This is a genomic window from Sphingomonas sp., assembly GCF_031380695.1.
Lineage (GTDB): Bacteria > Pseudomonadota > Alphaproteobacteria > Sphingomonadales > Sphingomonadaceae > Sphingomicrobium.
Map to the genome: position 1 here is coordinate 1 of NZ_JANMWY010000258.1, position 21,426 is coordinate 21,426.

At 65.0% G+C, this 21,426-nt stretch carries 23 protein-coding genes; 11 read left to right on the top strand and 12 right to left on the bottom strand.

Features of this window, described 5'->3' with window-relative positions:
* Positions 1 to 859: cbb3-type cytochrome c oxidase subunit I (locus tag RMN84_RS09235; protein ID WP_309611880.1), on the top strand; the 859-nt coding region annotated here is incomplete at its 5' end.
* Positions 860 to 988: 129 nt separating this feature from the next.
* On the opposite strand, the gene RMN84_RS09240 is transcribed toward RMN84_RS09235, so the two are convergent.
* Both RMN84_RS09240 and RMN84_RS09245 read right to left on the bottom strand, forming a co-directional pair.
* A complete protein-coding gene (locus tag RMN84_RS09240) occupies positions 989 to 1,267 on the bottom strand; it encodes a type II toxin-antitoxin system RelE/ParE family toxin (RefSeq protein ID WP_309611881.1) in 279 nt (92 codons plus the stop codon).
* Positions 1,264 to 1,686: a ribbon-helix-helix domain-containing protein gene (locus RMN84_RS09245; RefSeq protein WP_309611882.1), complete on the bottom strand. Its 423-nt coding sequence runs from the start codon at positions 1,684 to 1,686 to the stop codon at positions 1,264 to 1,266. Before RMN84_RS09245 ends, RMN84_RS09240 begins: the two co-directional genes overlap by 4 nt.
* Positions 1,687 to 1,772: 86 nt before the next feature.
* Here RMN84_RS09245 and RMN84_RS09250 point away from each other — a divergent pair, with 86 nt between their 5' ends.
* A complete protein-coding gene (locus RMN84_RS09250; RefSeq protein ID WP_309611883.1) occupies positions 1,773 to 3,062 on the top strand; it encodes an adenylosuccinate synthase in 1,290 nt (429 codons plus the stop codon).
* A gap of 174 nt (positions 3,063 to 3,236) precedes the next feature.
* On the opposite strand, the gene RMN84_RS09255 is transcribed toward RMN84_RS09250, so the two are convergent.
* From RMN84_RS09255 to RMN84_RS09270, 4 genes are all read right to left on the bottom strand, one after another.
* Positions 3,237 to 3,614 carry a hypothetical protein gene (locus RMN84_RS09255; RefSeq protein WP_309611884.1) on the bottom strand — a complete coding sequence of 126 codons (378 nt, stop codon included), beginning with the start codon at positions 3,612 to 3,614 and terminating at the stop codon, positions 3,237 to 3,239.
* A 385-nt stretch (positions 3,615 to 3,999) separates the two neighbouring features.
* A complete protein-coding gene (gene fabI, locus RMN84_RS09260) occupies positions 4,000 to 4,803 on the bottom strand; it encodes an enoyl-ACP reductase FabI (protein WP_309611885.1) in 804 nt (267 codons plus the stop codon).
* Entirely contained in the window at positions 4,800 to 5,858 is a 1,059-nt protein-coding gene (locus RMN84_RS09265) for a YihY/virulence factor BrkB family protein (protein ID WP_309611886.1), read from the bottom strand. Before RMN84_RS09265 ends, fabI begins: the two co-directional genes overlap by 4 nt.
* Positions 5,859 to 5,867: 9 nt before the next feature.
* Positions 5,868 to 6,809: a DnaJ C-terminal domain-containing protein gene (locus RMN84_RS09270; RefSeq protein WP_309611887.1), complete on the bottom strand. Its 942-nt coding sequence runs from the start codon at positions 6,807 to 6,809 to the stop codon at positions 5,868 to 5,870.
* Positions 6,810 to 6,911: 102 nt separating this feature from the next.
* Between RMN84_RS09270 and pdxH the strand changes: the two genes are divergently transcribed.
* Together pdxH and RMN84_RS09280 are read left to right on the top strand one after the other, a co-directional pair.
* Entirely contained in the window at positions 6,912 to 7,490 is a 579-nt protein-coding gene (pdxH, locus tag RMN84_RS09275) for a pyridoxamine 5'-phosphate oxidase (protein ID WP_309611888.1), read from the top strand.
* Positions 7,487 to 8,434, top strand: a complete 948-nt coding sequence (locus tag RMN84_RS09280) for a cation diffusion facilitator family transporter (protein WP_309611889.1) — start codon at positions 7,487 to 7,489, stop codon at positions 8,432 to 8,434. Before pdxH ends, RMN84_RS09280 begins: the two co-directional genes overlap by 4 nt.
* On the opposite strand, the gene RMN84_RS09285 is transcribed toward RMN84_RS09280, so the two are convergent.
* From RMN84_RS09285 to mnmA, 3 genes are all read right to left on the bottom strand, one after another.
* Positions 8,435 to 8,962 (bottom strand): hypothetical protein, encoded by a 528-nt coding sequence (locus tag RMN84_RS09285; protein WP_309611890.1) that lies wholly within the window; start codon positions 8,960 to 8,962, stop codon positions 8,435 to 8,437.
* An 82-nt stretch (positions 8,963 to 9,044) separates the two neighbouring features.
* A complete protein-coding gene (locus RMN84_RS09290) occupies positions 9,045 to 9,890 on the bottom strand; it encodes a PhzF family phenazine biosynthesis protein (RefSeq protein ID WP_309611891.1) in 846 nt (281 codons plus the stop codon).
* Positions 9,887 to 11,008 carry a tRNA 2-thiouridine(34) synthase MnmA gene (mnmA, locus tag RMN84_RS09295; RefSeq protein ID WP_309611892.1) on the bottom strand — a complete coding sequence of 374 codons (1,122 nt, stop codon included), beginning with the start codon at positions 11,006 to 11,008 and terminating at the stop codon, positions 9,887 to 9,889. The genes RMN84_RS09290 and mnmA overlap by 4 nt, the downstream gene beginning before the upstream one ends.
* A 74-nt stretch (positions 11,009 to 11,082) precedes the next feature.
* Here mnmA and RMN84_RS09300 point away from each other — a divergent pair, with 74 nt between their 5' ends.
* The 3 genes from RMN84_RS09300 (at position 11,083) to RMN84_RS09310 (ending at position 12,111) form a co-directional block, all read left to right on the top strand.
* Positions 11,083 to 11,301, top strand: coding sequence for a hypothetical protein (locus tag RMN84_RS09300; RefSeq protein ID WP_309611893.1), 219 nt, complete (start codon positions 11,083 to 11,085; stop codon positions 11,299 to 11,301).
* A 96-nt stretch (positions 11,302 to 11,397) separates the two neighbouring features.
* Positions 11,398 to 11,697 carry a DUF1153 domain-containing protein gene (locus RMN84_RS09305; RefSeq protein ID WP_309611894.1) on the top strand — a complete coding sequence of 100 codons (300 nt, stop codon included), beginning with the start codon at positions 11,398 to 11,400 and terminating at the stop codon, positions 11,695 to 11,697.
* A gap of 156 nt (positions 11,698 to 11,853) precedes the next feature.
* Positions 11,854 to 12,111, top strand: coding sequence for a GlsB/YeaQ/YmgE family stress response membrane protein (locus RMN84_RS09310; protein ID WP_309611895.1), 258 nt, complete (start codon positions 11,854 to 11,856; stop codon positions 12,109 to 12,111).
* Positions 12,112 to 12,170: 59 nt separating this feature from the next.
* On the opposite strand, the gene RMN84_RS09315 is transcribed toward RMN84_RS09310, so the two are convergent.
* Both RMN84_RS09315 and RMN84_RS09320 read right to left on the bottom strand, forming a co-directional pair.
* On the bottom strand, positions 12,171 to 12,899 hold the full coding sequence (locus tag RMN84_RS09315) for an SIMPL domain-containing protein (protein WP_309611896.1): 729 nt from the start codon (positions 12,897 to 12,899) through the stop codon (positions 12,171 to 12,173).
* A gap of 79 nt (positions 12,900 to 12,978) precedes the next feature.
* Positions 12,979 to 13,245 carry a GlsB/YeaQ/YmgE family stress response membrane protein gene (locus tag RMN84_RS09320; RefSeq protein WP_309611897.1) on the bottom strand — a complete coding sequence of 89 codons (267 nt, stop codon included), beginning with the start codon at positions 13,243 to 13,245 and terminating at the stop codon, positions 12,979 to 12,981.
* 199 nt (positions 13,246 to 13,444) lie between these two features.
* On the opposite strand from RMN84_RS09320, the gene RMN84_RS09325 reads away from it, so the two are divergent.
* From RMN84_RS09325 to RMN84_RS09340, 4 genes are all read left to right on the top strand, one after another.
* A complete protein-coding gene (locus tag RMN84_RS09325) occupies positions 13,445 to 14,617 on the top strand; it encodes an efflux RND transporter periplasmic adaptor subunit (RefSeq protein ID WP_309611898.1) in 1,173 nt (390 codons plus the stop codon).
* A gap of 38 nt (positions 14,618 to 14,655) precedes the next feature.
* On the top strand, positions 14,656 to 17,817 hold the full coding sequence (locus RMN84_RS09330; protein WP_309611899.1) for an efflux RND transporter permease subunit: 3,162 nt from the start codon (positions 14,656 to 14,658) through the stop codon (positions 17,815 to 17,817).
* Between the two features lie 106 nt (positions 17,818 to 17,923).
* Positions 17,924 to 19,126 carry a DUF445 domain-containing protein gene (locus tag RMN84_RS09335; RefSeq protein ID WP_309611900.1) on the top strand — a complete coding sequence of 401 codons (1,203 nt, stop codon included), beginning with the start codon at positions 17,924 to 17,926 and terminating at the stop codon, positions 19,124 to 19,126.
* 82 nt (positions 19,127 to 19,208) lie between these two features.
* The gene (locus RMN84_RS09340; RefSeq protein WP_405051471.1) at positions 19,209 to 20,312 is read left to right on the top strand and encodes a fatty acid desaturase family protein; all 1,104 of its coding nucleotides are present in this window, start codon (positions 19,209 to 19,211) and stop codon (positions 20,310 to 20,312) included.
* Positions 20,313 to 20,316: 4 nt separating this feature from the next.
* Here RMN84_RS09340 and lptG read toward each other — a convergent pair whose 3' ends face one another.
* Positions 20,317 to 21,426: an LPS export ABC transporter permease LptG gene (lptG, locus tag RMN84_RS09345; protein ID WP_309611908.1), complete on the bottom strand. Its 1,110-nt coding sequence runs from the start codon at positions 21,424 to 21,426 to the stop codon at positions 20,317 to 20,319.

The window sequence follows — 21,426 nt, forward strand, 5'->3', positions numbered from 1 at the left end:
GATCCTGTTCGAGCATCTGTTCTGGTTCTTCGGCCACCCCGAGGTTTACATCATGATCCTGCCCGGCTTCGGCATGGTCAGCCAGATCATCGCGACGTTCAGCCGCAAGCCGGTGTTCGGCTATCTCGGCATGGCCTACGCCATGGTCGCGATCGGCGTGGTCGGGTTCATCGTGTGGGCGCACCACATGTTCACCACCGGCATGGACGTGAACACGAAGATGTATTTCACTGCCGCGACGATGATCATCGCGGTGCCGACCGGCGTGAAGATCTTCAGCTGGATCGCAACGATGTGGGGCGGGTCGATCACGTTCGAAACGCCGATGCTGTTCGCGATCGGCTTCATTTTCCTGTTCACCGTCGGCGGCGTGACCGGGGTCGTGCTCGCCAATGGCGGCGTCGACACCTATATGCAGGACACCTACTACGTGGTCGCGCACTTCCATTATGTGCTCAGCCTCGGCGCAGTGTTCACCCTGTTCGCCGGCTTCTATTACTGGTTCCCCAAGATGAGCGGGAAGATGCTCAACGAGCCGCTCGGTAAGCTCCATTTCGCGCTGATGTTCATCGGCGTGAACATCATCTTTTTCCCGCAGCACTTCCTCGGCCTCGACGGCATGCCGCGGCGCATCCCGGATTACACCCCGGCGTTCGAGAAGTGGAACATGGTTTCGACCTATGGCTACATGATCACCATCGCGGGCATGGCGGTGTTCTTCGTCAACCTGTTCTGGTCGCTGGCGGCCGGGAAGAAGGCGGGCGACAACCCGTGGGGCGAAGGCGCGACGACGCTGGAATGGACCCTGTCCAGCCCGCCGCCGTTCCACCAGTTCGAGACCTTGCCCGTCATCGACTAGTTTGAGGCGCCGAGAACAAGGGCCGTCTTGCGAGAGCAAGGCGGCCTTTTTCGTATAGACGCTTAAAGTCTGTCCTGACGTAACCGACGCGCGGTCGAGTGGCCCGGCATCCCGACGATCATGTCAGATTCAAAAGCGACCTTCGCGAGCGTGAAAAATCCTCAGGATACGGATAGCGTTAGCCGCCAATTCGTAGCGGATGACATACAGGTCGACGCGAAATTCCCTAACTTCGCGCGGCTCGAATTCGTTCAATTTCGATCCTCGTCTGGGAAAGTCGAGGAGTTTTTCAGGCGTCGCAATCAAACTGTCCAATGTCGCGTCGGCCGTGTCGACGTCATGCCTAGCCAGGAAATAGTGCAGACGGCCAAGGTCCGCTTTTGCCGAGGCCGACCACGCCAGCTTCATGCCGCCGACTTGGTCCGTCCATCGCGCTTCGATTGCTCGGCCCAGATTTTGAGATCATCATGATCGATCATGCGGCCCTCGTCGACATCCTTGATCGCATCCATTGTCATTGCGTATCGCCGCTGTTCTTCGTCCAACCACTGAACGACGGCTTCGCGCACGATCCAACTCTTGCTGCGTTCGATGCGCTCGGCAATCTCGTCCATTCGGGCAGCGACATCCTCTGGCAGCTTTGCCGTCACCACACGTCCAGCATCGGTCATATCAAATTCCCGGCAAAAATTGTATTTCAATAACAACCAATATGAACCAATAACACCGCTCAGACAACGACCACGATATCGATTGAGCGCGCCCAACTCCTCGTCGTGCCGCGCAAGCATAGGCCAGTGAGAACATAACAAGAACTCAATTCGCATCCGTTTTGGCTCATTACTGCTCGTGAGCGGCAAACTGGACGAGGGACAGCTCCGTCCCTAGGGGCTTCCCAACTGAAAGGATCACAGTGGGAAATGTCACCGTCATCGGCACGCAGTGGGGCGACGAGGGGAAGGGCAAGATCGTCGACTGGCTCGCCAGCCGGGCCGATGTCGTCGTCCGTTTCCAGGGCGGGCATAACGCCGGGCACACGCTGGTTGTCGGCGATGCGGTCTATAAATTGTCGCTGCTGCCGTCGGGCATCGTACGCGGCACGCCGTCGGTCATCGGCAATGGCGTGGTGCTCGATCCGTGGGCATTGAAGGCCGAGGTCGAGAAATTGTCGGCGCAGGGGGTGACGATCACCCCCGACGTGCTGCGCATCGCCGAGACCTGCCCGCTGATCCTGCCCATTCATCGTGATCTCGATGCGCTGCGCGAAGACGCATCCGGCGCGGGCAAGATCGGGACGACCCGGCGCGGGATCGGTCCAGCCTATGAGGACAAGGTCGGGCGGCGCGCGATCCGGCTGTGCGACCTTGCCCATCTCGACCAGCTCGACCCGCAGCTCGATCGCCTCTGCGCCCACCATGACGCGCTGCGCGCCGGGTTTGGCGAGCCGCCGGTCGACCGCGCGGGGCTGCGCGCCGAACTGGCCGAGATCGCCGCCTTCGTCCTGCCCTTTGCCAAGCCGGTGTGGCGCGACCTCGACGAAGCCCAGCGGGCGGGCAAGCGCATCCTGTTCGAAGGCGCGCAGGGCGTGCTGCTCGATGTCGATCACGGCACCTATCCGTTCGTGACCTCGTCGAACACGGTGGCGGGGACGACCGGGCCGGGCAGCGGCATGGGGCCGGGCGCGGCGGGGTTCGTGCTGGGCATCGTCAAGGCCTATACGACGCGGGTAGGGAGCGGCCCGTTCCCGACCGAGCTGGAGGACGCGACCGGCCAGCGGCTGGGCGAACGCGGGCATGAGTTCGGCACGGTGACCGGGCGCAAGCGCCGCTGCGGCTGGTTCGACGCGGTGCTGGTGCGGCAGGCGGCGGCGGTCAGCGGCATCACCGGCATCGCGCTGACCAAGATCGACGTGCTCGACGGGTTCGAGCGGGTTAAGATCTGCACCGGCTATCGCATCGGCGAGACGCTCTACGACTATCTCCCGCCGCACGCTGCGGACCAGGCGCGGGTCGAGCCGGTCTATGAGGAGATGGACGGGTGGGAGGGCACGACGGCGGGGGCGCGCAGCTGGGCCGATTTGCCGGCGCAGGCGATCAAATATGTCCGGCGGGTGGAGGAGCTGATCAGGTGCCCGGTGGCGCTGGTGAGCACGTCGCCGCAGAGGGACGACACGATTCTCGTGAGGGACCCGTTCGCGTCTTGAGCCGCTGGGCAAAACTTACGCTGAGGCAACAGGCCGCTGGCCGGTCGACGAAAGCCAGTAGCCTGCACAACTCCGTCACAGCCGGTCGCAAACCCCTGCTGCGAATCAAAAAACTTGCAGGCTACCTTTACCGCTCACGACGAAGCAGCCTTGGCCAGCGCGACAATTGGCGCGTCAGCCTCCGACATGGCGGAAAACTCCGACGCCGCAACTGATTGACGAGTTCCACTGCGCGTACAAGCCGCTCGGATTATGTTCGAACAGCCATATATGCAGATCGTAATGCGGCATGAAGCCGTGCGCCTCATCCTGCGGGGTAGCTGGATTGTCAGCCATGTAGTTATACTCCCGGCCGCGATAGCTCGGGGGCTTCTTGTTGCTGGCGTCCCATGCCTGCGCAAAGACAAGGAGTTCGATCCCAACGAGTTTCAAACCACCCTGGCCGTCAGGAAGATAAAGCAGCACTGCTGGCGGTTCGACCCCCGTATAGGTTCCAGTTCCGTTGACCCGCCCGTTGACGGGCGCGGTCAAACCCAGGAGCCGGGGGTTCACATAATGGTGACCCATCGTGCCAAGTATTGGGTGAGCCTCGCATCCCGACCCTTGAACATAGCCATGGCTTCGGGCGTATGCCACGCTCTTGTACGGTTCCAGTTGCCGCGCCAGTTGCTGCAAGGATTGATCGGGTTGAGTTCGCGGAACGTCGGCAGGGGCCGTGGTTGCGATCAACGCCGAGGAAAATGCAAGAGCTCTAAAAAATCTCGACATAACGTACCTCTCCAGCCTGACGCCCAAGGCACTCGCTGTCATTTCGACAGTTTTGCTGCGATACGCTCTTGATCTAGATTAAACCATAGGATTTCGGCATCCGTTGCGCGAGTGATCGCGCAAGCCCTGGTGAAGGCAGCTGCCCGGCGAGGGTTGCCGCCTTCAGCTTTCAGACGGTGCTGATATCCGGCGCGTCTTCGGCTTTCATGCCGATGACGTTGTAGCCGGCGTCGACGTGGTGGATTTCGCCGGTCACGCCTGAGGCGAGGTTTGATAGCAGATACAATCCCGCACCCCCGACATCCTCAATCGTCACGTTCCTACGCAACGGCGAATTATATTCGTTCCACTTCATGATGTAGCGGAAGTCGCCGATGCCGCTGGCGGCGAGCGTCTTGATCGGGCCGGCGCTAATCGCGTTGACGCGGATGCCGTCGGGGCCGAGGTCGGCGGCCATGTACTTGACGCTGGTCTCGAGCGCCGACTTGGCGACGCCCATGACGTTGTAGTGGGGGATGACCTTTTCCGCGCCATAATAGGTCAAGGTGAGGAGCGATCCGCCGGGCTTCATCATCGCCCGCGCGCGCTGGGCGACGGCGACGAAGCTGTAGACCGAGATGTTCATCGTCATCAGGAAATTGTCGAGGCTGGTCTCGACATATTTGCCGCGCAGTTCGTTCTTGTCGGAGAAGCCGATGGCGTGGACGACGAAGTCGAGGCTGTCCCATTTTGTCTTGAGCGCGGCAAAGGCGGCGTCGAGCGCTGCCATGTCGCTGACATCGCAGTCGATCAGCAGGTCGGAGCCGAGTTCGGCGGCGAGCGGGCGGACGCGCTTCTCGATCGCTTCGCCCTGATAGGAGAACGCCAGTTCCGCGCCATGCTCGTGAAGCGCCTTGGCGATGCCCCAGGCGAGCGAGCGGTCGTTGGCGAGGCCCATGATCAGCCCGCGCATCCCCGCCATCAATCCGCTCATGCTTCACTCCCTTTCGTCATCGGCGTGACCGGAGTCACCGCGAGCGGTTCGGGTGAAGCATCTTCGCCCGGCTGCGGCTCCTCGACCTCCAGCTCGTCGCTATATGGTCCCGAATAGATTTCGCCCCTTAGCGCCTTGCCGCCCGCATCCGCCAGCGCGGCGTTCAATTCGGCGCCAATCGTCACGCCCAGCCCGGCGAGAAAGAAGAAGATCAGCGCGACCATCACGCCGGCCAGGCTGCCGTACGTCTTCTGATAGCCGCCGAACCAGCCGATGACTTGGGGCAGCAGTTCGACCACAACCAGCCACCAGGCGGTGACGAACAGCGCGCCGGGCCATTTGCGGCAACTCATCTTGCGATAGCGCGACGGGGTCAGCGCGAGGAACAGGAAGTAGAAGGTGACGTAGAGGGTGACGGCCGGGGCGACGCGATAGAAGCCGACCCGGGTGACGATGCCGTCGGCGAAGGGAAACCAAGTGATGATCGCCTGGTGGAGCGACGCCAACACGACCGACGCGCCCAGCGCGAGCATCATGATGATCACCGCGCCCATGATCAACGCGATCGAGCCCAAGCGATAGGTCCAGAAGGGTGCGCTGTGCTGCACGCCATAGCTGCGGCGCAGGATGTCGCGGATCGTCTCGACGAAGCTCGCCGCGGTCCACAGCCCGACCGCCCCGCCGAACCACAGCAAGGCGCCGGTCCGCACGGTCAGCACTTCGCGAATCGGATCGCGCAGGATGTCGGCTACGTTGGGCGGCAGGCGGTGCAGGACGTTGTTGACGGTCAGGATCGCGTCCTGGCTTTGGCCGAACAGATGGGCGACGGCGGCGGCGAGGATGAAGAACGGGAACAGCGCCAGGACGGCGAGATAAGCGAGGTTCCCGGCATGGATGAAGCCGTCCGAATAGACGCCGATCGCGACCCGTTTTACTACTGCCCAGGGCGAGAGCTTCGGATGGAATCGCTCGGCGACGTCTTCTCCGAACCGCGCGCGCAGGCCGGCGAGCCGCTTGCGCCGTTCCTCGGGCGACTGGGGGGAGACGGTCAGCATGGCTGAAGGCTAAACTCCAAGCGAAGCTCTGGGGTTGCCGCCGCCGGTCCAATCGTTGGCGAAGGCCTCGAGCGCAGCATCGCTGGCGGGGAGATCGACGGCGAGCGTGACCAGCTGGTCGCCGCGAACCCCGGCCTTGTCAGTGAAGCCGCGGTGCTTGAGGCGGAGGACCTTGCCCGACGAGCTGCCCGGCGGGACCGAGAGCATTACCGGGCCGTCGGGGGTCGGCACCTTGACCTTGGCGCCGAGCACCGCCTCGGTCAGCGTGACTGGGAGGCTGAGGCGAATATTATTGCCGTCGCGCGTGAAAAAGGCGTGGCCGGCGATCTCGATCGAAACGATCGCATCGCCCTTGCCGCCGGCGCCTTCCTGGCCCTGGCCGGAGAGGCGGATCTTGGCGCCGTCCTCGACCCCGTTGGGAAGCTTGAGGTCGAGCGTGCGGCCGCCGGCGAGCGTGACTCGCTGGGGCTTCATCGTGGCGGCATCGACGAACGGGACCTTGAGACGATAGGCGACGTCTGCACCTTTGGCCGGTGGGGCGCTGCGTCGGCCGAAGCCGGAGAAACCGCCGCCCGCGCCGGCGCGACCCTGCTGGGCGCCGCCGAACAGGCCTTCGAACAGGTCGCTGAGGTCGGGCCCCTGGCCCTGGTCGAACCCGCCGCCGGGGAAGCCCTCGGGCGCACCGCCGGGACGCGGTCCGCCATAGCCGCCGCCACCGAACGGGCTCTTGGGATTGCCGTCCTCGTCGATCTCGCCGCGGTCATAGCGCGCGCGTTTGTCCTTGTCGGACAAGAGGTCATAGGCCTGCGTCACCTGGGCGAAGCGATCGGCGGCGTTGGGATTGTCGGTGTTGCGGTCGGGGTGGAGCTGCTTGGCGAGGCTGCGATAGGCTTTCTTGACCTCGGCCTCGGTCGCGTCGCGCTTGATCCCCAGTCGTTGGTATAAATCCATGCGGTTCCTTACGCACATAACACAGCGTCGGCCAGATGGGTTCGGCATGCCTTGTTGCCAAGCATGTTGCGGCGCGTCACCTGCAGCGACTAAGACACGCGCATGTCCGACGATCCCTTCGCCCTGTTCGACATCTGGTTCTCTGAAGCGAAAGTGAGCGAACCCAACGATCCCGAGGCGATGGCGCTGGCGACGGTCGCGGCGGATGGGCGGCCGTCGTCGCGGATGGTACTGCTGAAAGGGCATGGGCCGGAGGGATTCGTGTTCTACACCAACCTCGACAGTCGCAAGGGCGGCGAGCTGGCGGACCATCCGGTCGCCGCGCTGCTGTTCCACTGGAAGAGCATCCGCCGCCAAGTCCGGATCGAGGGGCCGGTCAGCGCAGTGTCGGACGCCGAGGCGGACGCCTATTTCGCCAGCCGTAGTCGCGATTCGCGGCTCGGCGCGTGGGCCAGCGACCAGTCGCGCCCAATGGAATCGCGCGACCTGTTCGAAGCGCGGTTCGACGAAGTGCGCGACCGGTTCAAGGATGGCGACGTGCCGCGCCCGCCACGCTGGTCCGGCTTTCACGTGACGCCCGAGCGGATCGAATTTTGGCAGGACCGGGCGCACCGGCTGCACGAGCGGCGGCTGTTCACGCGCGATGGCGATGGCTGGGACGAGGGGCTGCTCTATCCATGAGCGGCGCAGGGCACAATTATCTCGCGCATGGAGAGCGCTCGTCGCTGTCGACTCGCGCCGCGCTGGCCAGCGTCGGCAGCGCGCTCTTCCTCATTGCCCTGAAGAGCTATGCGGCGGCGCAGACCGGGTCGGTGGCGATGCTTGGTAGTCTGGCGGATTCCGCGCTCGACCTGCTCGCCAGCCTGGTCACGCTGTTCGGAGTCCGCGTCGCCGCTCAGCCGGCCGACCACGACCACCGCTTCGGCCATGGCAAGGCCGAGGCGCTGGTTGCGCTTGCCCAAGTGTTCATCATCGGCGTGTCGGCGGCGGCGATCGCAGCGCGGTCGGTCCAGCGGCTGCTGCATGGCGAACTGACTTCCCGTGCCGGACTCGGCATGGGCGTGTCTTTGATCGCGATTTTCGTGACGCTCGCGCTGACGACGTATCAGGCGCGCGTAGTGCGCAGCACCGGATCGCTCGCGATCGCCACCGACAAGTTGCACTACCAGTCCGACCTGCTCCTTAACGGCGCGGTCATCGTCGCGCTGGCGCTGGAGCAGTATCTCCACCTGCGCGGGGCGGATGCGGTGTTTGGGCTGATTCTCGCGGCGTGGCTGGCGTTGGGGGCGTATAGGTCGTTGAGCCATGCGCTGTCGCAGTTGATGGATCGCGAATGGCCGCAGGAGCAGCGCGATGCTTTCCTCGAGACGGCGAGGGCCTATCCCGAGCTCGCCGGGCTGCACGATTTGCGAACGCGCAGCAGCGGCACGCATCGCTTCGTCCAGTTTCATGTATGGGTGCCGGGCGACTGGACGGTGCGCGAGGCGCATGACCGGATGGACCGGGTCGAGGAGGCGCTGCAGGTACGCTTTCCCGACACCGAGATATTGATGCACCTCGACCCCGAGGGCCACACCGACCGCGAGACGATGCTTCCGTCGCGAATCACCGAGCAGGCGCGATAATTAGCGGGCCGGCGTCGCCTGAGCGAACAAGCGTCGCTTGATCTCGGCGACCAAGGCCAAGGGCCGGGCATTTTGGCGCGGGCTGATGTCGGCATGAAGGACGGTGCTGAGGTCGTCGAGCAGCCTCAGCAGCGAATCAGCCTCTGTCGGCAAGGATGTCTCGATCGCGGGGCCGTCCAGGAGCGGGGGTATGGGCGCTGGCCGCGGCGACGCACCGCCTGTACGCCCGAGCCATTCCTCCAGGCGCAGCGGTGCCGTCACCGACAATCCGCAGCGCGAGGGCTCCCGCCAAGCGACGATACCGTCCGCGCGCAACGCACCGCGCCTGAGCACGACCGCGGTGCCGACCGGGGGCAGCACCGGTCCCTCGAGCAGCACGCCAAATTCCGACAGGTTGCGGATCCGCACCGCCATTTCTTCCCGATCCGCGTGGAGCGTCGCCGTGACGAACAGCGAGCGTCGCGCCGCGGTACGACTATTGACGTCGGGGGCGGCGATGTCGGCACCGGCGATCGGCTGGATCATCATCCAACGACCCTAGAGCATTTCGCATTGCCCATCTCCTGAGCTTTGATCCGTTTCGGACCTTGCTTTTGCGCTCGATGGGGCATCAGCCCGGGAGCAGAGTCCCGCTCGCAATCGTCACCGTGTGCCCACCAACCCAGATCGTGCCGCTGCTATCGCGATTGATGTGGACGCGGCCGTCGCGGTCGATCGCGGTGCCCTGGCGCGCGAGATAGGGCGGGGTGACGAGGCCGCTGCCGGTCAGCCACTGGGCGAGCGAGGCGTTGAGGCTGCCGGTGATCGGGTCCTCGATGATCTCGCCACGCTTGTCGCTGAAGAAGGCGCGCACTTCATAGGCGTATCTGCTGCCTGGTTGGTGGAGGCCGACGACCCCGACCTCGATCCGCTGCGGCCAGTGCGGCGGCGGTCTCAGGGCTCGCACGGCGTCGGCGGAGGCGAGGCGCACCCCGATCCAGCCGGGTCCATTGTCGATCCACTGCGCCTCGACGATCTCGGCGCGGTCGATGCGCAGGAACTCGGTGACGGCGGCGAGATCGGTTTCGTGGACCGGCCCCGAGCGGATCAGCGGCGGCGCGGCGAAGGCGAGGCTGTCATCCGAGCGGCGCAACTCGACCAGCCCGGCACCGCATTGCTGGACGATACGGTCCGGATTGGCCGGCATCCCGCCACCAGCGAGCCAGGCGTGGCACGAGCCGAGCGTCGGATGGCCGGCAAACGGCAATTCGCGGTCGAGTGTGAAGATGCGGGTGCGATAATCCGCTGCCGGATCGGTCGGCGCGACCAAGAAAGCAGTTTCGGAATAGCCGAACCAGCGCGTGATGCGCTGCATTTCCGCTGGGTCGAGCGCGTCGGCCTGAGCGATGACCGGCAGCGGATTGCCCGAAAAAGGTGCCGTGCCGAACACGTCGACGAGCAGATAGGGCGCGGTCACGCGGCGACGGCGAGGTCAGCGGCCATCGTCATCGTGATGGTCCCGCCGCCGAGCAGCCGCTCGCCTTTATAGAACACCGCCGACTGGCCGGGCGAAACGCCATATTCGGGCGCAGCGAAGCGCAGCCACGCGCCGTCCCATTCGGCCGGGACCGGCTGGGCGAGCGAGCGGACCTTGGCGGTGACGGCGCGCTGTCCTTCGCCGAGCCAGTTGATGTCTTCGACCTGGGCAGCGGCAACCGCCAACGCGCGGCGCGGGCCGACGACCAGGCGGCGCGTGTCGGGCTCGATGCGGACAACGTAGAGCGGCTCGGGCTGGCCACCGATGTCGATCCCGCGGCGCTGGCCGACGGTGAAATGGACGACGCCATCGTGGTGGCCGAGCGGGCGCCCGGCGAGGTCGACGATCTCGCCCGGCGCGGCGGTCTCGGGGCGCAGCCGCTTAACCAGCCCGGCATAGTCGCCGTCGGGGACGAAACAGATGTCCTGGCTGTCGGGCTTGGCGGCGACGGTCAGGCCGGCCTCCTCGGCGATGGCGCGGACCGCACTCTTCGGCAGCTCGCCGAGCGGGAAGCGGAGGAAATCGAGCTGTTCGGCAGTGGTGCCGTAGAGAAAATAGCTCTGGTCGCGCGCTGGGTCGCGCCCGCGCCACAGCTGGGCGCGACCATCGTCGCCGAGTAATCGCCGGACATAGTGGCCAGTGGCGAGGCAATCGGCGCCAAGATCGCGGGCGAAACAGATCAGGTCGGTGAACTTGACCCCCTGGTTGCACAGCGAACAGGGGACGGGGGTGCGGCCCTGGGCATATTCGTCGGCGAAGCGGTCGATTACCTGCGTGCGGAAACGGCTTTCATAGTCGAGCACGTAATGGGCGATGCCCAGGCGGTCGCAGACCGTCTTCGCGTCGTAGATGTCCTGCCCGGCGCAGCACGAACCCGAACGCTTCACCGCCTCGCCATAGTCATAAAGCTGGAGCGTGACGCCGATGACCTCGGCGCCGGTGCGCGCGGCGAGCGCTGCGACGACCGAACTATCGACCCCGCCCGACATGGCGACAACAATCCGCGCGCCCACGGCGGGGCGATCGAGCGCAAAATCGGGAAGGGGTGAAGCGGTCATCGTCACGGGCCTTTACCCGATGTTCACCCGGAACTTCTAGATCGACTGGATACAAGGACGAGCAGGGGGCGCATTTGTCGCGGTTCGAAGGCCATTTCGATGCATCCGGTGCGACACCGGTCGAGTCCGACGAACTCGCCCGACTGCTGGCAGGCAACGCACCGACCAGTACCCGCAAGCAGGCGATCGCCTGCTATCTGTCGGCCAGCGAGGGATGGAACGACGCGTTGGCCACGCTTGGCGGCACTTTCGCAAAGCCGGCTCGGATACGGTTAACGAACGGCAAGGAATAATGACGAGCGCGTTTACCAGCGGCCTTATGAATATCTTCAAGGCCCCCGGTTAAACAGGGTCAACGGCAACAGGAAACGACAGGTTTAAGGACGAGTATGCTCGAGAACCAGAAAATCAGGCCTGCCCAGGTCATCGGGCCGCTCGGCGAGCCGCTCACGCTGGACTCGTTGCCGCCGGCGGGAACGACGCGGTGGGTCGTGCGCCGCAAGGCCGAAGTGGTCGCGGCGGTGGCCGGTGGCCTGCTCAGCGTCGACGATGCGTGCAAGCGCTACACGCTGAGCCTCGAGGAATTCACCAGCTGGCAGCGCGCGGTGGATCGCAGCGGCATGCCCGGGCTGCGCGTAACCCGAATCAAGCAATATCGCGACCAGTATGAGCGCCAGCAGCGCTACTAAAGGTAGATCGGGCGAGCGCTGATCGTTCGATCTGCTCTGCTGATTGTTTCGGACCCGACACTAGACAAAGCATTTCTCCTGCGGAACAAGACGTGCGCATCGCGCGTCTTGATGCCGGAAGGTCGTTTCGACGGCTACGTAACAGGAGGGAAAACCATGGGTCTCATCATTTGGCTGGTAGTCGGTGGCGTTTGCGGCTGGCTCGCCAGCATGGTCATGCGCACCGACGGTCAGCAGGGCATTGTCCTCAATGTCATCGTCGGCATCGTCGGCGCCGCCATTGCCGGGTTCATCTTCGGGGGCAGCGCCTCGCTTAACAATGCCATTACGGTACAGACGTTCCTCTACTCGCTGCTGGGTGCCATCGTCCTGCTGGCGATCGTCAACCTAGTTCGTCGCGGTTCGGTGCGTTAAGCGCTGTAATCGCAACCCAAGGAGGCCGCGCGGCACGAGCCACGCGGCCTTTTTTGTGTCTATTGCAGCTCGAAGCTCATCGCGACGGTAATCTGGACCTGCTGTTCGCCAGGATCCACCGAGGTGCTGGCATCTGCACTTTCAGCCTTGGCCATCATCACCATCGGACGCGGCGGGGGCGGCGCGTAACCGCCACTTTCACTCACCGAGATCGCCCGCACGACGCGCATGCCAAGCGAGCGTGCATAAAGGTCGGCGCGGGCGCGACCGGTCGCGATCGCTCGGGCGCGGGCCTCGTCTAGCGCTTCCTCGGGCTTGTCGAGCGACAGGCTTGGCCCGTTGATCTGGTTGGCACCCTGGGCAACGAGCGCGTCAATGATTTTGCCCGACGTGCGGATGTCGCGAAAACGGACCGACAGCTGGTTCGACGCCTGGTACCCGGTCAGCAGCGGCGGCTGGTTGTCGCCATATTTATATTGCGGCGAAAGGTTGAGCGTGGCCGTCTGGATATCGCGATCGGCGACTCCGGCGCGCTTCAGGGCCGCGCGCACCTTTTCCATTCGCGCCCCATTCTGGCCGATTGCATCGCTTGCCGACACCGCCTGAGTCGTAACCCCGGCGGAAATGGTGGCGATGTCGGGCACCCGGCTGACCTCGCCGGTCGCGCTGATGTCGAGCCGGGTGCCGGCGAGCGACTGGATCGCCGCCGGGGCGGGCTGGGCGACGGCAGCGGTCGGCAGCAGCATCGTGCCAGCAAGCAGAGCCGGGACCGCAAACAATCTCTTCATCACACTCTCCATAGGTCAGCCATCCCGCCACGCTGGACGGGGCGGGATGGCTTGTGGCTGAACGGTCGTTCGCTTCGGCTCAGAGTCCGCGTCGGCCCGCGATCATTCGATAGATGAACAGGATGATGAAGGCACCGATTACCGCGCCAATGAATCCGACCGGATCGCCCGGCTTGTACAGATTGAGGGCTTGGCCAAGATAGCCCGCGACCACCGCACCGGCGATGCCAAGGATGATCGTGATGATGCAGCCGCCCGGATCGCGGCCCGGCATCAGCGCCTTGGCGATCGCACCCGCGATGCCGCCGATGATGATCCATGCCAGCCAACTATGTCCACTCAGCATAATTTACTCCCCTTTTGTGGCGGGCACAGCCCAACGCGACGTGGTGCCAACGCCCGTTCATAACGGGAGTGCCGCCGTTAGTCGAAAAAGGCTTTTGCCAGTCGCGAGGCGATGCCAGTTGCTGCAACTGCGTTATTTGGCTAATACAGTTCCACAGGCCGGTCGTGGCCGATCGACGGGCCCGGAGAAGATGGCGGACATGAATCGGGAATCGAATTTCGATCCATCGCAACGGCTGATCGTCGTCGATCGCTCGAAGCGTCGGCGCACGCTGATCATCGCGGTCGCGGTAATCGCACTGGTCATTGCTGCCGTTGCGGTGGCGATGATGAAGCGCTCGCGCACTGCTATCCCCGCTGCGGGCGACAGCAAGAGCGGCCAAGTGCCGACGGTAACCGTGATCGTGCCGGGGCAACGTTCGGTCGGGCGAGTGATTACGGCCTCGGGCGCGCTGGCGGCTCGGCGCGACCAGCCGGTTGGCGTCGCCGGCGTCGGCGGACGCGTAACCAGGGTGCTGGTTGATGCCGGCAGCTGGGTCGGCGCCGGGCAGGTGCTGGCGACGGTCGACCGCTCCGTCCAGGTGCAGCAGGCGGCCCAGATCGCTGCCCAGATCGAAGCGGCGAAGGCCAATGCCGCGCTGGCCCAGTCCAATTATGATCGCGCGCTAGGGCTAGTTGCCGGTGGCTTCGTGTCCAAGGCGGACCTCGACGCCAAGCGCGCCAGCCGCGATTCGGCGCGGGCACAGGTGCGGGTGGTTCAGGCCCAATATGGCGCGGCTCGCGCGCAACTCGGCCAGCTCGACATTCGCGCGCCGACCAGCGGCCTGATTCTGGCGCGCAACATCGAAGTCGGCCAGATCGTCAGCCCGGGCAGCGGCGCGCTGTTCCGGCTGGCGCTGGGTGGCGAGATGGAAATGCGTGCGTCGATGTCGCAGGGCGATCTCGCCTCGGTTCGCGTCGGCATGCCGGCGAGCGTGACCCCGCTTGGTGCCGGACAGCCGATCGCCGGATCGGTGGCGCTGGTTGCACCGGTGATCGACCCGCAGTCGCGCCAAGGCGAGGTCCGCATCGCCATCCCCTATGCGAACTCGATCCGGCCGGGTGGATTCGCCGAGGCCCGCATCACCGCCGGCACGACCACCGCGCCGATCCTCCCGCAAAGTGCCGTGCTGAGCGACGCGCAGGGCAATTATGTCTATGTCGTCAACGCGAAGAAAGCCGTCGAGCGGCGCGCGATCAAGATCGGCGAAGTCAGCGCCGCTGGCGTGACGATCGCCAGCGGCCTGTCCGGACAGGAAGCCGTCGTGCTGTCCGCCGGGCCGTTCCTCAATCCCGGGCAGACCGTCAAGCCGACCCGCACCGTCGCCCGCTGATCCGACCACGCTGATCCGACCACAAGGCACATCGCGCCATGAGTTTTCGCAACATTTCGTCCTGGTGCATTCGCAACCCGGTCCCGCCGATCGTCTTCTTCATCGGGTTGCTGCTGGCCGGGGTGATCGCATTTCGCGGGATGAGCGTCACCAACAATCCCGACATCGACTTCCCCGCCGCCATCATCACCATCTCCCAGCCGGGTGCCGCGCCATCGGAGATGGAGACGCAGGTCACGCAGAAGATCGAGGCGGCGGTCCGCGGCGTCAACGGGGTCGACGAAATCGACAGCTCGGTGCGCGAGGGCAATAGCCAGACGTTCGTCCAGTTCCAGATCGGCACGGCGACCGATCGCGCGGTCAACGACGTACGCGACGCCATCGCCCAGGTCCGGGGCGACCTGCCCGACGGTATCCTCGAGCCGCAGGTCCAGCGGGTCGACATCGCCGGCGATCCGATCACCTTCGTCGCCGCCGAAACCACCGACATGAGCCTGGAAGAGCTTAGCTGGTATGTCGACAATGACGTCTCGCGGCGTCTGCGCGGCGTCAGCGGCGTTGCAGCCGTATCGCGCGAGGGCGGTGTCGATCGCCAGATTCGCGTCATTCTCAACCCGGCAGCGCTGCAGTCGCAGGGGATTACGGCATCGCAGGTCAACGCCCAGCTGCGCCAGGTCAACACCAACGCGACCGGCGGGCGGGCCGAAATCGCCGGATCCGAACAATCGGTGCGCGTGCTGGGCAATACCAAGACCGCCTATGACCTATCGCAGACCGACATCGTCGCCGGCGGCGGGCGGACGGTCAAGCTGGCCGACATCGCCAAGGTCGAGGACAGCTATTCCGAACAGCGCACGATGGCCAAGCTGCGCGGCAAGCAGGTCATCAGCTTCAATGTCCAGCGGTCCTCGGGGACGTCCGATCTCGACGTTTATGACGGCGTCTGGAAGGATATGAAAAAGCTGGAGAAGGAGGATCCGCGCATCCACTTCAGCGAGATTTCCAACAACGTCGATTATACACGGGGCCAATATCACTCGTCGATCGAGGCGCTGTTCGAAGGCGCGATCCTCGCCGTGCTGGTGGTTTATCTGTTCCTGCGCGACGGCCGCGCGACGGCGATTTCGGCGCTTGCCATCCCGCTGTCGGCGATCCCGACGTTCTGGTTCATGAGCCTGCTCGGGCTCAACCTCAATTTCCTGTCGCTGCTGGCGATGAGCCTGGTCGCAGGCGTGCTGGTCGACGATGCGATTGTCGAGATCGAGAATATCGTCCGGCACATGCGAATGGGCAAGACCGCCTATCAGGCGTCAATCGATGCCGCCGACGAAATCGGGCTGGCGGTGCTGGCGACGACCATGTCGATCATCGCCGTGTTCCTGCCGGTGGCGTTGATGCCGGGCATTTCTGGGCAGTTCTTCAAGAGCTTCGGCTATACCGTCGTCATCTCGGTGTTCATGAGCCTGCTCGTCGCACGGATGATCACGCCGCTGATCGCCGCTTATTTCCTCAAGTCACACGGCGAGCAGGACCATGCCGCCGGGCCAACGATGGGGCGCTATCTCAACCTGCTGCGCTGGACGCTGTCGACCGAGCGGGCCGACGCCTATCGCGCCGAGCACCCGGGCAAGCGCGGCTGGCTGCTGTCCTATTTCCGCGATCATCGTATCTGGATGGTCGGGGTCAGTTTCGCGGCGTTGATCCTGACTATTGTCCTGATTGCCACGCTCAAGATGACGTTCCAGCCCGATACCAACGACAATGATGCGTCGATCCAGATCCGCATGGCGCCGGGCGCGACGCTGGCCCAGACCGAGGGGGTAGCCGACAACGCCGCGGCGCTGATCCAGCGCGATCCCGATGTCCAACAAGTATTTGAACGGATCTACGTCGGCTCGGGCTATCTCAACGTCACGCTCAAGAAAGATCGGGTCAAGACGTCGAGCGAGTTCCGGCGGGCAGTGGCGCCCAAGCTGGCCGACATCCCCGACGCGCAGGTTACGGTGCGCGCCCCCAATGGCGGTGGGCCCGGCGGCGGCGGCCGCGACATCATGTTGTTCCTGGGCGGCGAAGACCCGGTCGCGCTGGCGGCGGCGGCGGACAAGATCGCCCAGCAGATGCAGTCGATCAACCTGCTCCGCGCGCCGCGCGTGATGGGCGAACAGGTCCGGCCGGAGATCACGATCAAGCCGCATTTCGACCTTGCGGCGAAGCTCGGCGTCACCACCGCCGCCCTGAGCCAGACGATTCGCATCGCGACGATCGGGGATATCGCGCAGAACAGCGCGAAATTTTCGCTGTCCGACCGGCAGGTTCCGATCACGGTGTCACTGTCCCAGAACGACCGGCGCGACCTTGCGACGCTCGAGAATCTGCCGGTGCCGACCGCCAATGGCGGCTGGGTGCCGCTCAAGGCGGTCGCCGACATCGGCTTTGGGTCGGGGCCGGCACAGGTCCAGCGGACGAACCAGGTCCGCCGTCTGGCTGTTGGCGCGGACCTCGCACCAGGCGTGGTGTCGAGTGAGGCGTGGAAAAAGATCGGTGAGCTGCCGGCGGTCAAGGACCTGCCCCATGGCATCGTCAAGCTGGAGCTTGGCGACCAGAAGTGGCAAGGTGAACTGATTTATTATTTCATCATCGCGCTGGCGTCAGGCGTGCTGCTGGTGTTCGCGGTGCTGGTGCTGCTTTACCGCCGGTTCCTGTCGCCGTTCGTCAACATGGGATCGCTGCTGCTGGCTCCGCTGGGTGCGGCGATCGCGCTGCACCTGACCGGGACTCCGTTGTCGCTGCCGGTGTTCATCGGCATCCTCATGCTGTTCGGAATCGTCGCCAAAAATTCGATCCTGCTGATCGATTTCGCGGTTGAGATGATGGACCATGGCACCGAGAAGAACGAGGCGATCATCGAGGCCGGGCACAAGCGGGCGCAACCGATCGTGATGACCACCGTGGCGATGGTGGCGGGCATGGTGCCGGTGTCGCTGTCGCTGTCGGGCGACGGCAGCTGGCGCGCGCCGATGGGCATCTCGGTGATGGGCGGGCTGATCTTCTCGACCATCCTGACGCTGTTGCTGGTGCCGTCGCTGTTCAGCCTGGCGATCGACATGGAAAGCTGGGTCGCGCGCAAGTTCGGGCGGCTGATCGACAATGGCGAAGAGCATAAGCCGATGGCGGAGCCGGTGCCGCAGCCGGCCGAATGAGGTGGCGTCTAAAAAGATGACAAGGCGCGGCGGCCCTGCCTAAGTGTCGGTGATGGCTCGGCGACCCCTTTCTCGCTTCAATCCAGCCCAGCCCGGTGCATCTGGGATGAAGCTTATCGCGACCGGTCTGCTGGTCGTCATGGCCGCCGTCTTCGTCGCCGCCCGCGCGATCGAACATGCCCATCCCGCCGCGTCGTGGGTCAAGGCGTTTGCCGAGGCGGCGATGGTCGGTGGGCTCGCCGACTGGTTCGCGGTGACCGCGCTGTTCCGCCACCCGCTCGGCCTGCCGATCCCGCACACCGCGATCATCCCGCGCAACAAGGACCGCATTGGCGAGGCGCTGGCGACGTTCCTCAAGGAGAATTTCCTGATCGCGCCGGTGGTGGCGCGGCGGATGCGGAACATCGATCTGGCCGGAGCGGCGGGGCGTTTCCTGCAGGCGCCGGCGGGGCAGGAGACGCGCATCCGCCGCGGCGCGTCGCGGCTGATCGCCGACCTCGCCGAAAGCCTCGACGACGAGCGGCTGGGCGGGCTGGTCAAGGGGGCGGTGTCGTCGCGGTTGAAGGCGATGGAGGTGGCGCCTTTGCTCGGCCATGCGCTGGCCAGCGCGATCAATGAGGATCGCCATGTGCCGATGCTGGAGGCGGCGATCCGCTGGATGGCGCGGGCGCTGGAGGCCAACGAAGGGCTGATCCGCGACATGGTCCACAGCAAGGCCAACTGGATCCTGAAGCTGGCCGGGATCGACAGCCGCATCGCCGACGCGGTGGTCGATGGACTGCGCAAGCTGACGGTCGAGATGGGCACCGATCCGGCCCATCCGGTGCGGCTGAAGGTCGAGCAGGCGCTGGCCGACCTCGCCAACGACCTGCAGCACAAGCCCGAGACTCGCGAGCGGGTCGAGGCGATGAAGGACGAATTGCTCGCCAACAAATCAGTCGGGTTGTGGCTCGACACGCTGTGGCAGAAGGGGCGGGCGGCGCTGATCAAGGCGGCGCGCAATCCCGATGCGGCGATGGCCGGCAAGCTCGGCGAAATCCTCCAGTCGATGGGCGCCAGCCTGGAGCATGACCCGCAGATGCGCCGGGCGATCAACCAGTTTGCGCGGCGCGCGGTGGCCGGGATGGCGGCGAGCTATGGCAGCTCGATCGTCAAGCTGGTCAGCGAGACGGTGCGTGGGTGGGATGCGCGGACGGTGACGGCGCGGCTGGAAGACGCGGTCGGGCGCGACCTGCAATATATCCGCATCAACGGGACATTGGTGGGGGGCCTGGTCGGGCTGATCCTGCACGCGCTGGACCGGCTGTAGCGGGGCGGGTCGTTACGGGGGCGCACTTGTGACGCCATGATCGCGCCATTATTTACTGCGATTGCGTGAGCCGAAAGCACCTATGAACGAGATGGCGAAACTGGAGCGCAGCGAGGCGCAGGCCGGGCCGGGGACGGCTCGCGGTGCCGTGCGCGTGGCGGACGACAAGCGCCTGCTGCGTGCCGCCGCCGATGTCACGCGTGATCACAACACCGCCGACGCGCGGATTTACTGGGCCGACCTGCTCGCTTCGGCAGCGGTTGGTTATGCCGGGCTGGCGGGGGCGATCCTGTTGCAGCCGGTCGGGTTGGCGGTTGTGGCGGCGGTCGTGGCGGTGCTTGCCCTCTATCGCGCGGGCAGTTTCATCCATGAGCTGACCCACATCCGCCACCGCGAAGTGCCGGGGTTCCGGTTTGGCTGGAACCTGATCGTCGGCATTCCGCTGCTGGTGCCGAGCTTTCTCTACGAGGGCGTCCACACGCTGCACCATGCCAAGACACGTTACGGCACGGTCGAGGACCCCGAATATCTGCCGCTCGCGCTGATGAAGCCGTGGACGCTGCCGCTGTTCGTGGTCGCGTCGATGCTCGCGCCCGTCGCCTTGCTGTTCCGCTTTGCCGTGCTGACGCCGCTGTCGCTGCTGTCGCCCAAATTGCGGACGATCGTCGTCGAGCGTTTTTCGGGCTTGCAGATCAACCCGCTGTTCCGCCGCCGTCCGGCCGAGGGCGAGCTGGCGCGCATCTGGCATTGGCAGGAGGCGGCGGCGAGCCTGTGGGCGATTTCACTGCTGGCGTTCGTTTTGTCCGGGATAGTGCCACTGCGCGGTTTTGCCATCTTCCTCGGCATCGCGGCGGGGGTGATGCTGCTCAACCAGATCCGCACTTTGGTCGCCCATCTGTGGGAGAATGACGGTGCCGCGATGAGCGTCACCGCCCAATATCTCGACAGCGTCAACGTGCCGCCGCCGTCGACTCTGCCCGCACTGTGGGCGCCGGTCGGACTCCGCTATCACGGGCTACATCATTTGTTGCCGAGCGTGCCCTATCATGCGCTGGGCAAGGCGCATCGCCGACTGTGCGCCGAGCTGGGTGCGGACAGTGTCTATCATGCCTCGAGCCATCGCGGATTGATGCCGCTGGTCGCCCGCTTGGCGGCGAGTTCGTGGCGAGGCGGTCGGTCCAGCTAGCGCCTTATTCCTCCGAGCGGATCAGGACGAATTCGCCAATCAGTAGGAACAGCAGGAACGGCGCCCAAGCGGCGAGAAATGGCGGATAGACGCCGACATTGCCCATCGCGAGGCTGAAATTGTCGACCACGAAATAGGCGAAGCCGAGAGCCATGCCGATCGTGGCGCGCAGTAGCACCTGGCCCGAGCGCGCCAGCCCGAAGGCGGCGATCGCGGCGAGCAGGGGCATCAGCAGGGTCGACAGCGGCGCGGCGATCTTATGCCACCACCCGGCCCGCGCCTCGTCGGTCTGGCGGCCGGCGGCCTCGAGCTCGGCAATCAAACGGCGCAGCGTCCAGAAATCCTGTTCGGTCGGATCGACCTTGGCCAAAGTGAAGCGTTCCGGCGTGATGCCTTTGAAGCCGATCGCCTCGGGCTTGCTGCTGACCAGGTTCATCGCCGCATCGTAGGTGCGGACGCCCTTCAGCCGCCAGCCCTGTGCGCCGCCGCCGGGAAGCTGCGCGGCGCTGGTGATATCGATCGTCCGCTGCAGCTCGCCACGGTCGCGCTCATAGACGGTGATCTGCGACAGATGGAGCGACTGGCCGGTCCCGGCGGCGTTACGCGTGCGGATCAAATCGTCGCCGTCAAGCAGCCAGATATTGCTCATCATGTCGCTTTCGGCGGGGACGGCGCGGTAGTCATTGTCGCTCCACACTTGGAGGGCGCGAATCGAGTGGACCACGACGGTCTCATTGAAGGCGAACGCGATGGCGGCAACGCCCAGGCTCGCGACGATCAGTGGGGCGAGGATCTGGTGCGCCGACACGCCGGCGGCCTTCATCGCGATAATCTCGCTGTTGGCATTGAGCGCGGCGAACATGATCAGCGTGCCGAGCAGCGCCGAGAAGGGCAGGAAGCGGGCGACGAGGCCGGGCACGCGCAGCACGACATAGTGCCATAGCTCGGCCTGACCATTGCCCGGCGCGGCGAGGATCTTGCCGCTCTCGCCGAGCAGGTCGAGCGTCATCAGCACCAGCACCAGGCTGACCAACACCGCCAGCGTGCGCGTGACGAACAGCCTGGCGGTGTAGCGCGCGATTGGCCCCGACGGCATGAAATCGAGGTTGATCAT

Bases quoted from the DNA above. Each gene is read 5' to 3' on its own strand.
- RMN84_RS09320 (WP_309611897.1), bottom strand. From the start codon at position 13,245: ATGCTGAGTGGACATAGTTGGCTGGCATGGATCATCATCGGCGGCATC.
- RMN84_RS09240 (WP_309611881.1), bottom strand. From the start codon at position 1,267: ATGAAGCTGGCGTGGTCGGCCTCGGCAAAAGCGGACCTTGGCCGTCTG.
- fabI (WP_309611885.1), bottom strand. From the start codon at position 4,803: ATGAGCGGATTGATGGCGGGGATGCGCGGGCTGATCATGGGCCTCGCC.
- RMN84_RS09245 (WP_309611882.1), bottom strand. From the start codon at position 1,686: ATGCGAATTGAGTTCTTGTTATGTTCTCACTGGCCTATGCTTGCGCGG.
- pdxH (WP_309611888.1), top strand. From the start codon at position 6,912: ATGTCCGACGATCCCTTCGCCCTGTTCGACATCTGGTTCTCTGAAGCG.
- RMN84_RS09340 (WP_405051471.1), top strand. From the start codon at position 19,209: ATGAACGAGATGGCGAAACTGGAGCGCAGCGAGGCGCAGGCCGGGCCG.
- RMN84_RS09265 (WP_309611886.1), bottom strand. From the start codon at position 5,858: ATGCTGACCGTCTCCCCCCAGTCGCCCGAGGAACGGCGCAAGCGGCTC.
- RMN84_RS09325 (WP_309611898.1), top strand. From the start codon at position 13,445: ATGAATCGGGAATCGAATTTCGATCCATCGCAACGGCTGATCGTCGTC.
- RMN84_RS09335 (WP_309611900.1), top strand. From the start codon at position 17,924: ATGAAGCTTATCGCGACCGGTCTGCTGGTCGTCATGGCCGCCGTCTTC.
- RMN84_RS09285 (WP_309611890.1), bottom strand. From the start codon at position 8,962: ATGATGATCCAGCCGATCGCCGGTGCCGACATCGCCGCCCCCGACGTC.
- RMN84_RS09270 (WP_309611887.1), bottom strand. From the start codon at position 6,809: ATGGATTTATACCAACGACTGGGGATCAAGCGCGACGCGACCGAGGCC.
- RMN84_RS09305 (WP_309611894.1), top strand. From the start codon at position 11,398: ATGCTCGAGAACCAGAAAATCAGGCCTGCCCAGGTCATCGGGCCGCTC.
- lptG (WP_309611908.1), bottom strand. From the start codon at position 21,426: ATGATCAACCTCGATTTCATGCCGTCGGGGCCAATCGCGCGCTACACC.
- RMN84_RS09315 (WP_309611896.1), bottom strand. From the start codon at position 12,899: ATGAAGAGATTGTTTGCGGTCCCGGCTCTGCTTGCTGGCACGATGCTG.
- mnmA (WP_309611892.1), bottom strand. From the start codon at position 11,008: ATGACCGCTTCACCCCTTCCCGATTTTGCGCTCGATCGCCCCGCCGTG.
- RMN84_RS09330 (WP_309611899.1), top strand. From the start codon at position 14,656: ATGAGTTTTCGCAACATTTCGTCCTGGTGCATTCGCAACCCGGTCCCG.
- RMN84_RS09280 (WP_309611889.1), top strand. From the start codon at position 7,487: ATGAGCGGCGCAGGGCACAATTATCTCGCGCATGGAGAGCGCTCGTCG.
- RMN84_RS09310 (WP_309611895.1), top strand. From the start codon at position 11,854: ATGGGTCTCATCATTTGGCTGGTAGTCGGTGGCGTTTGCGGCTGGCTC.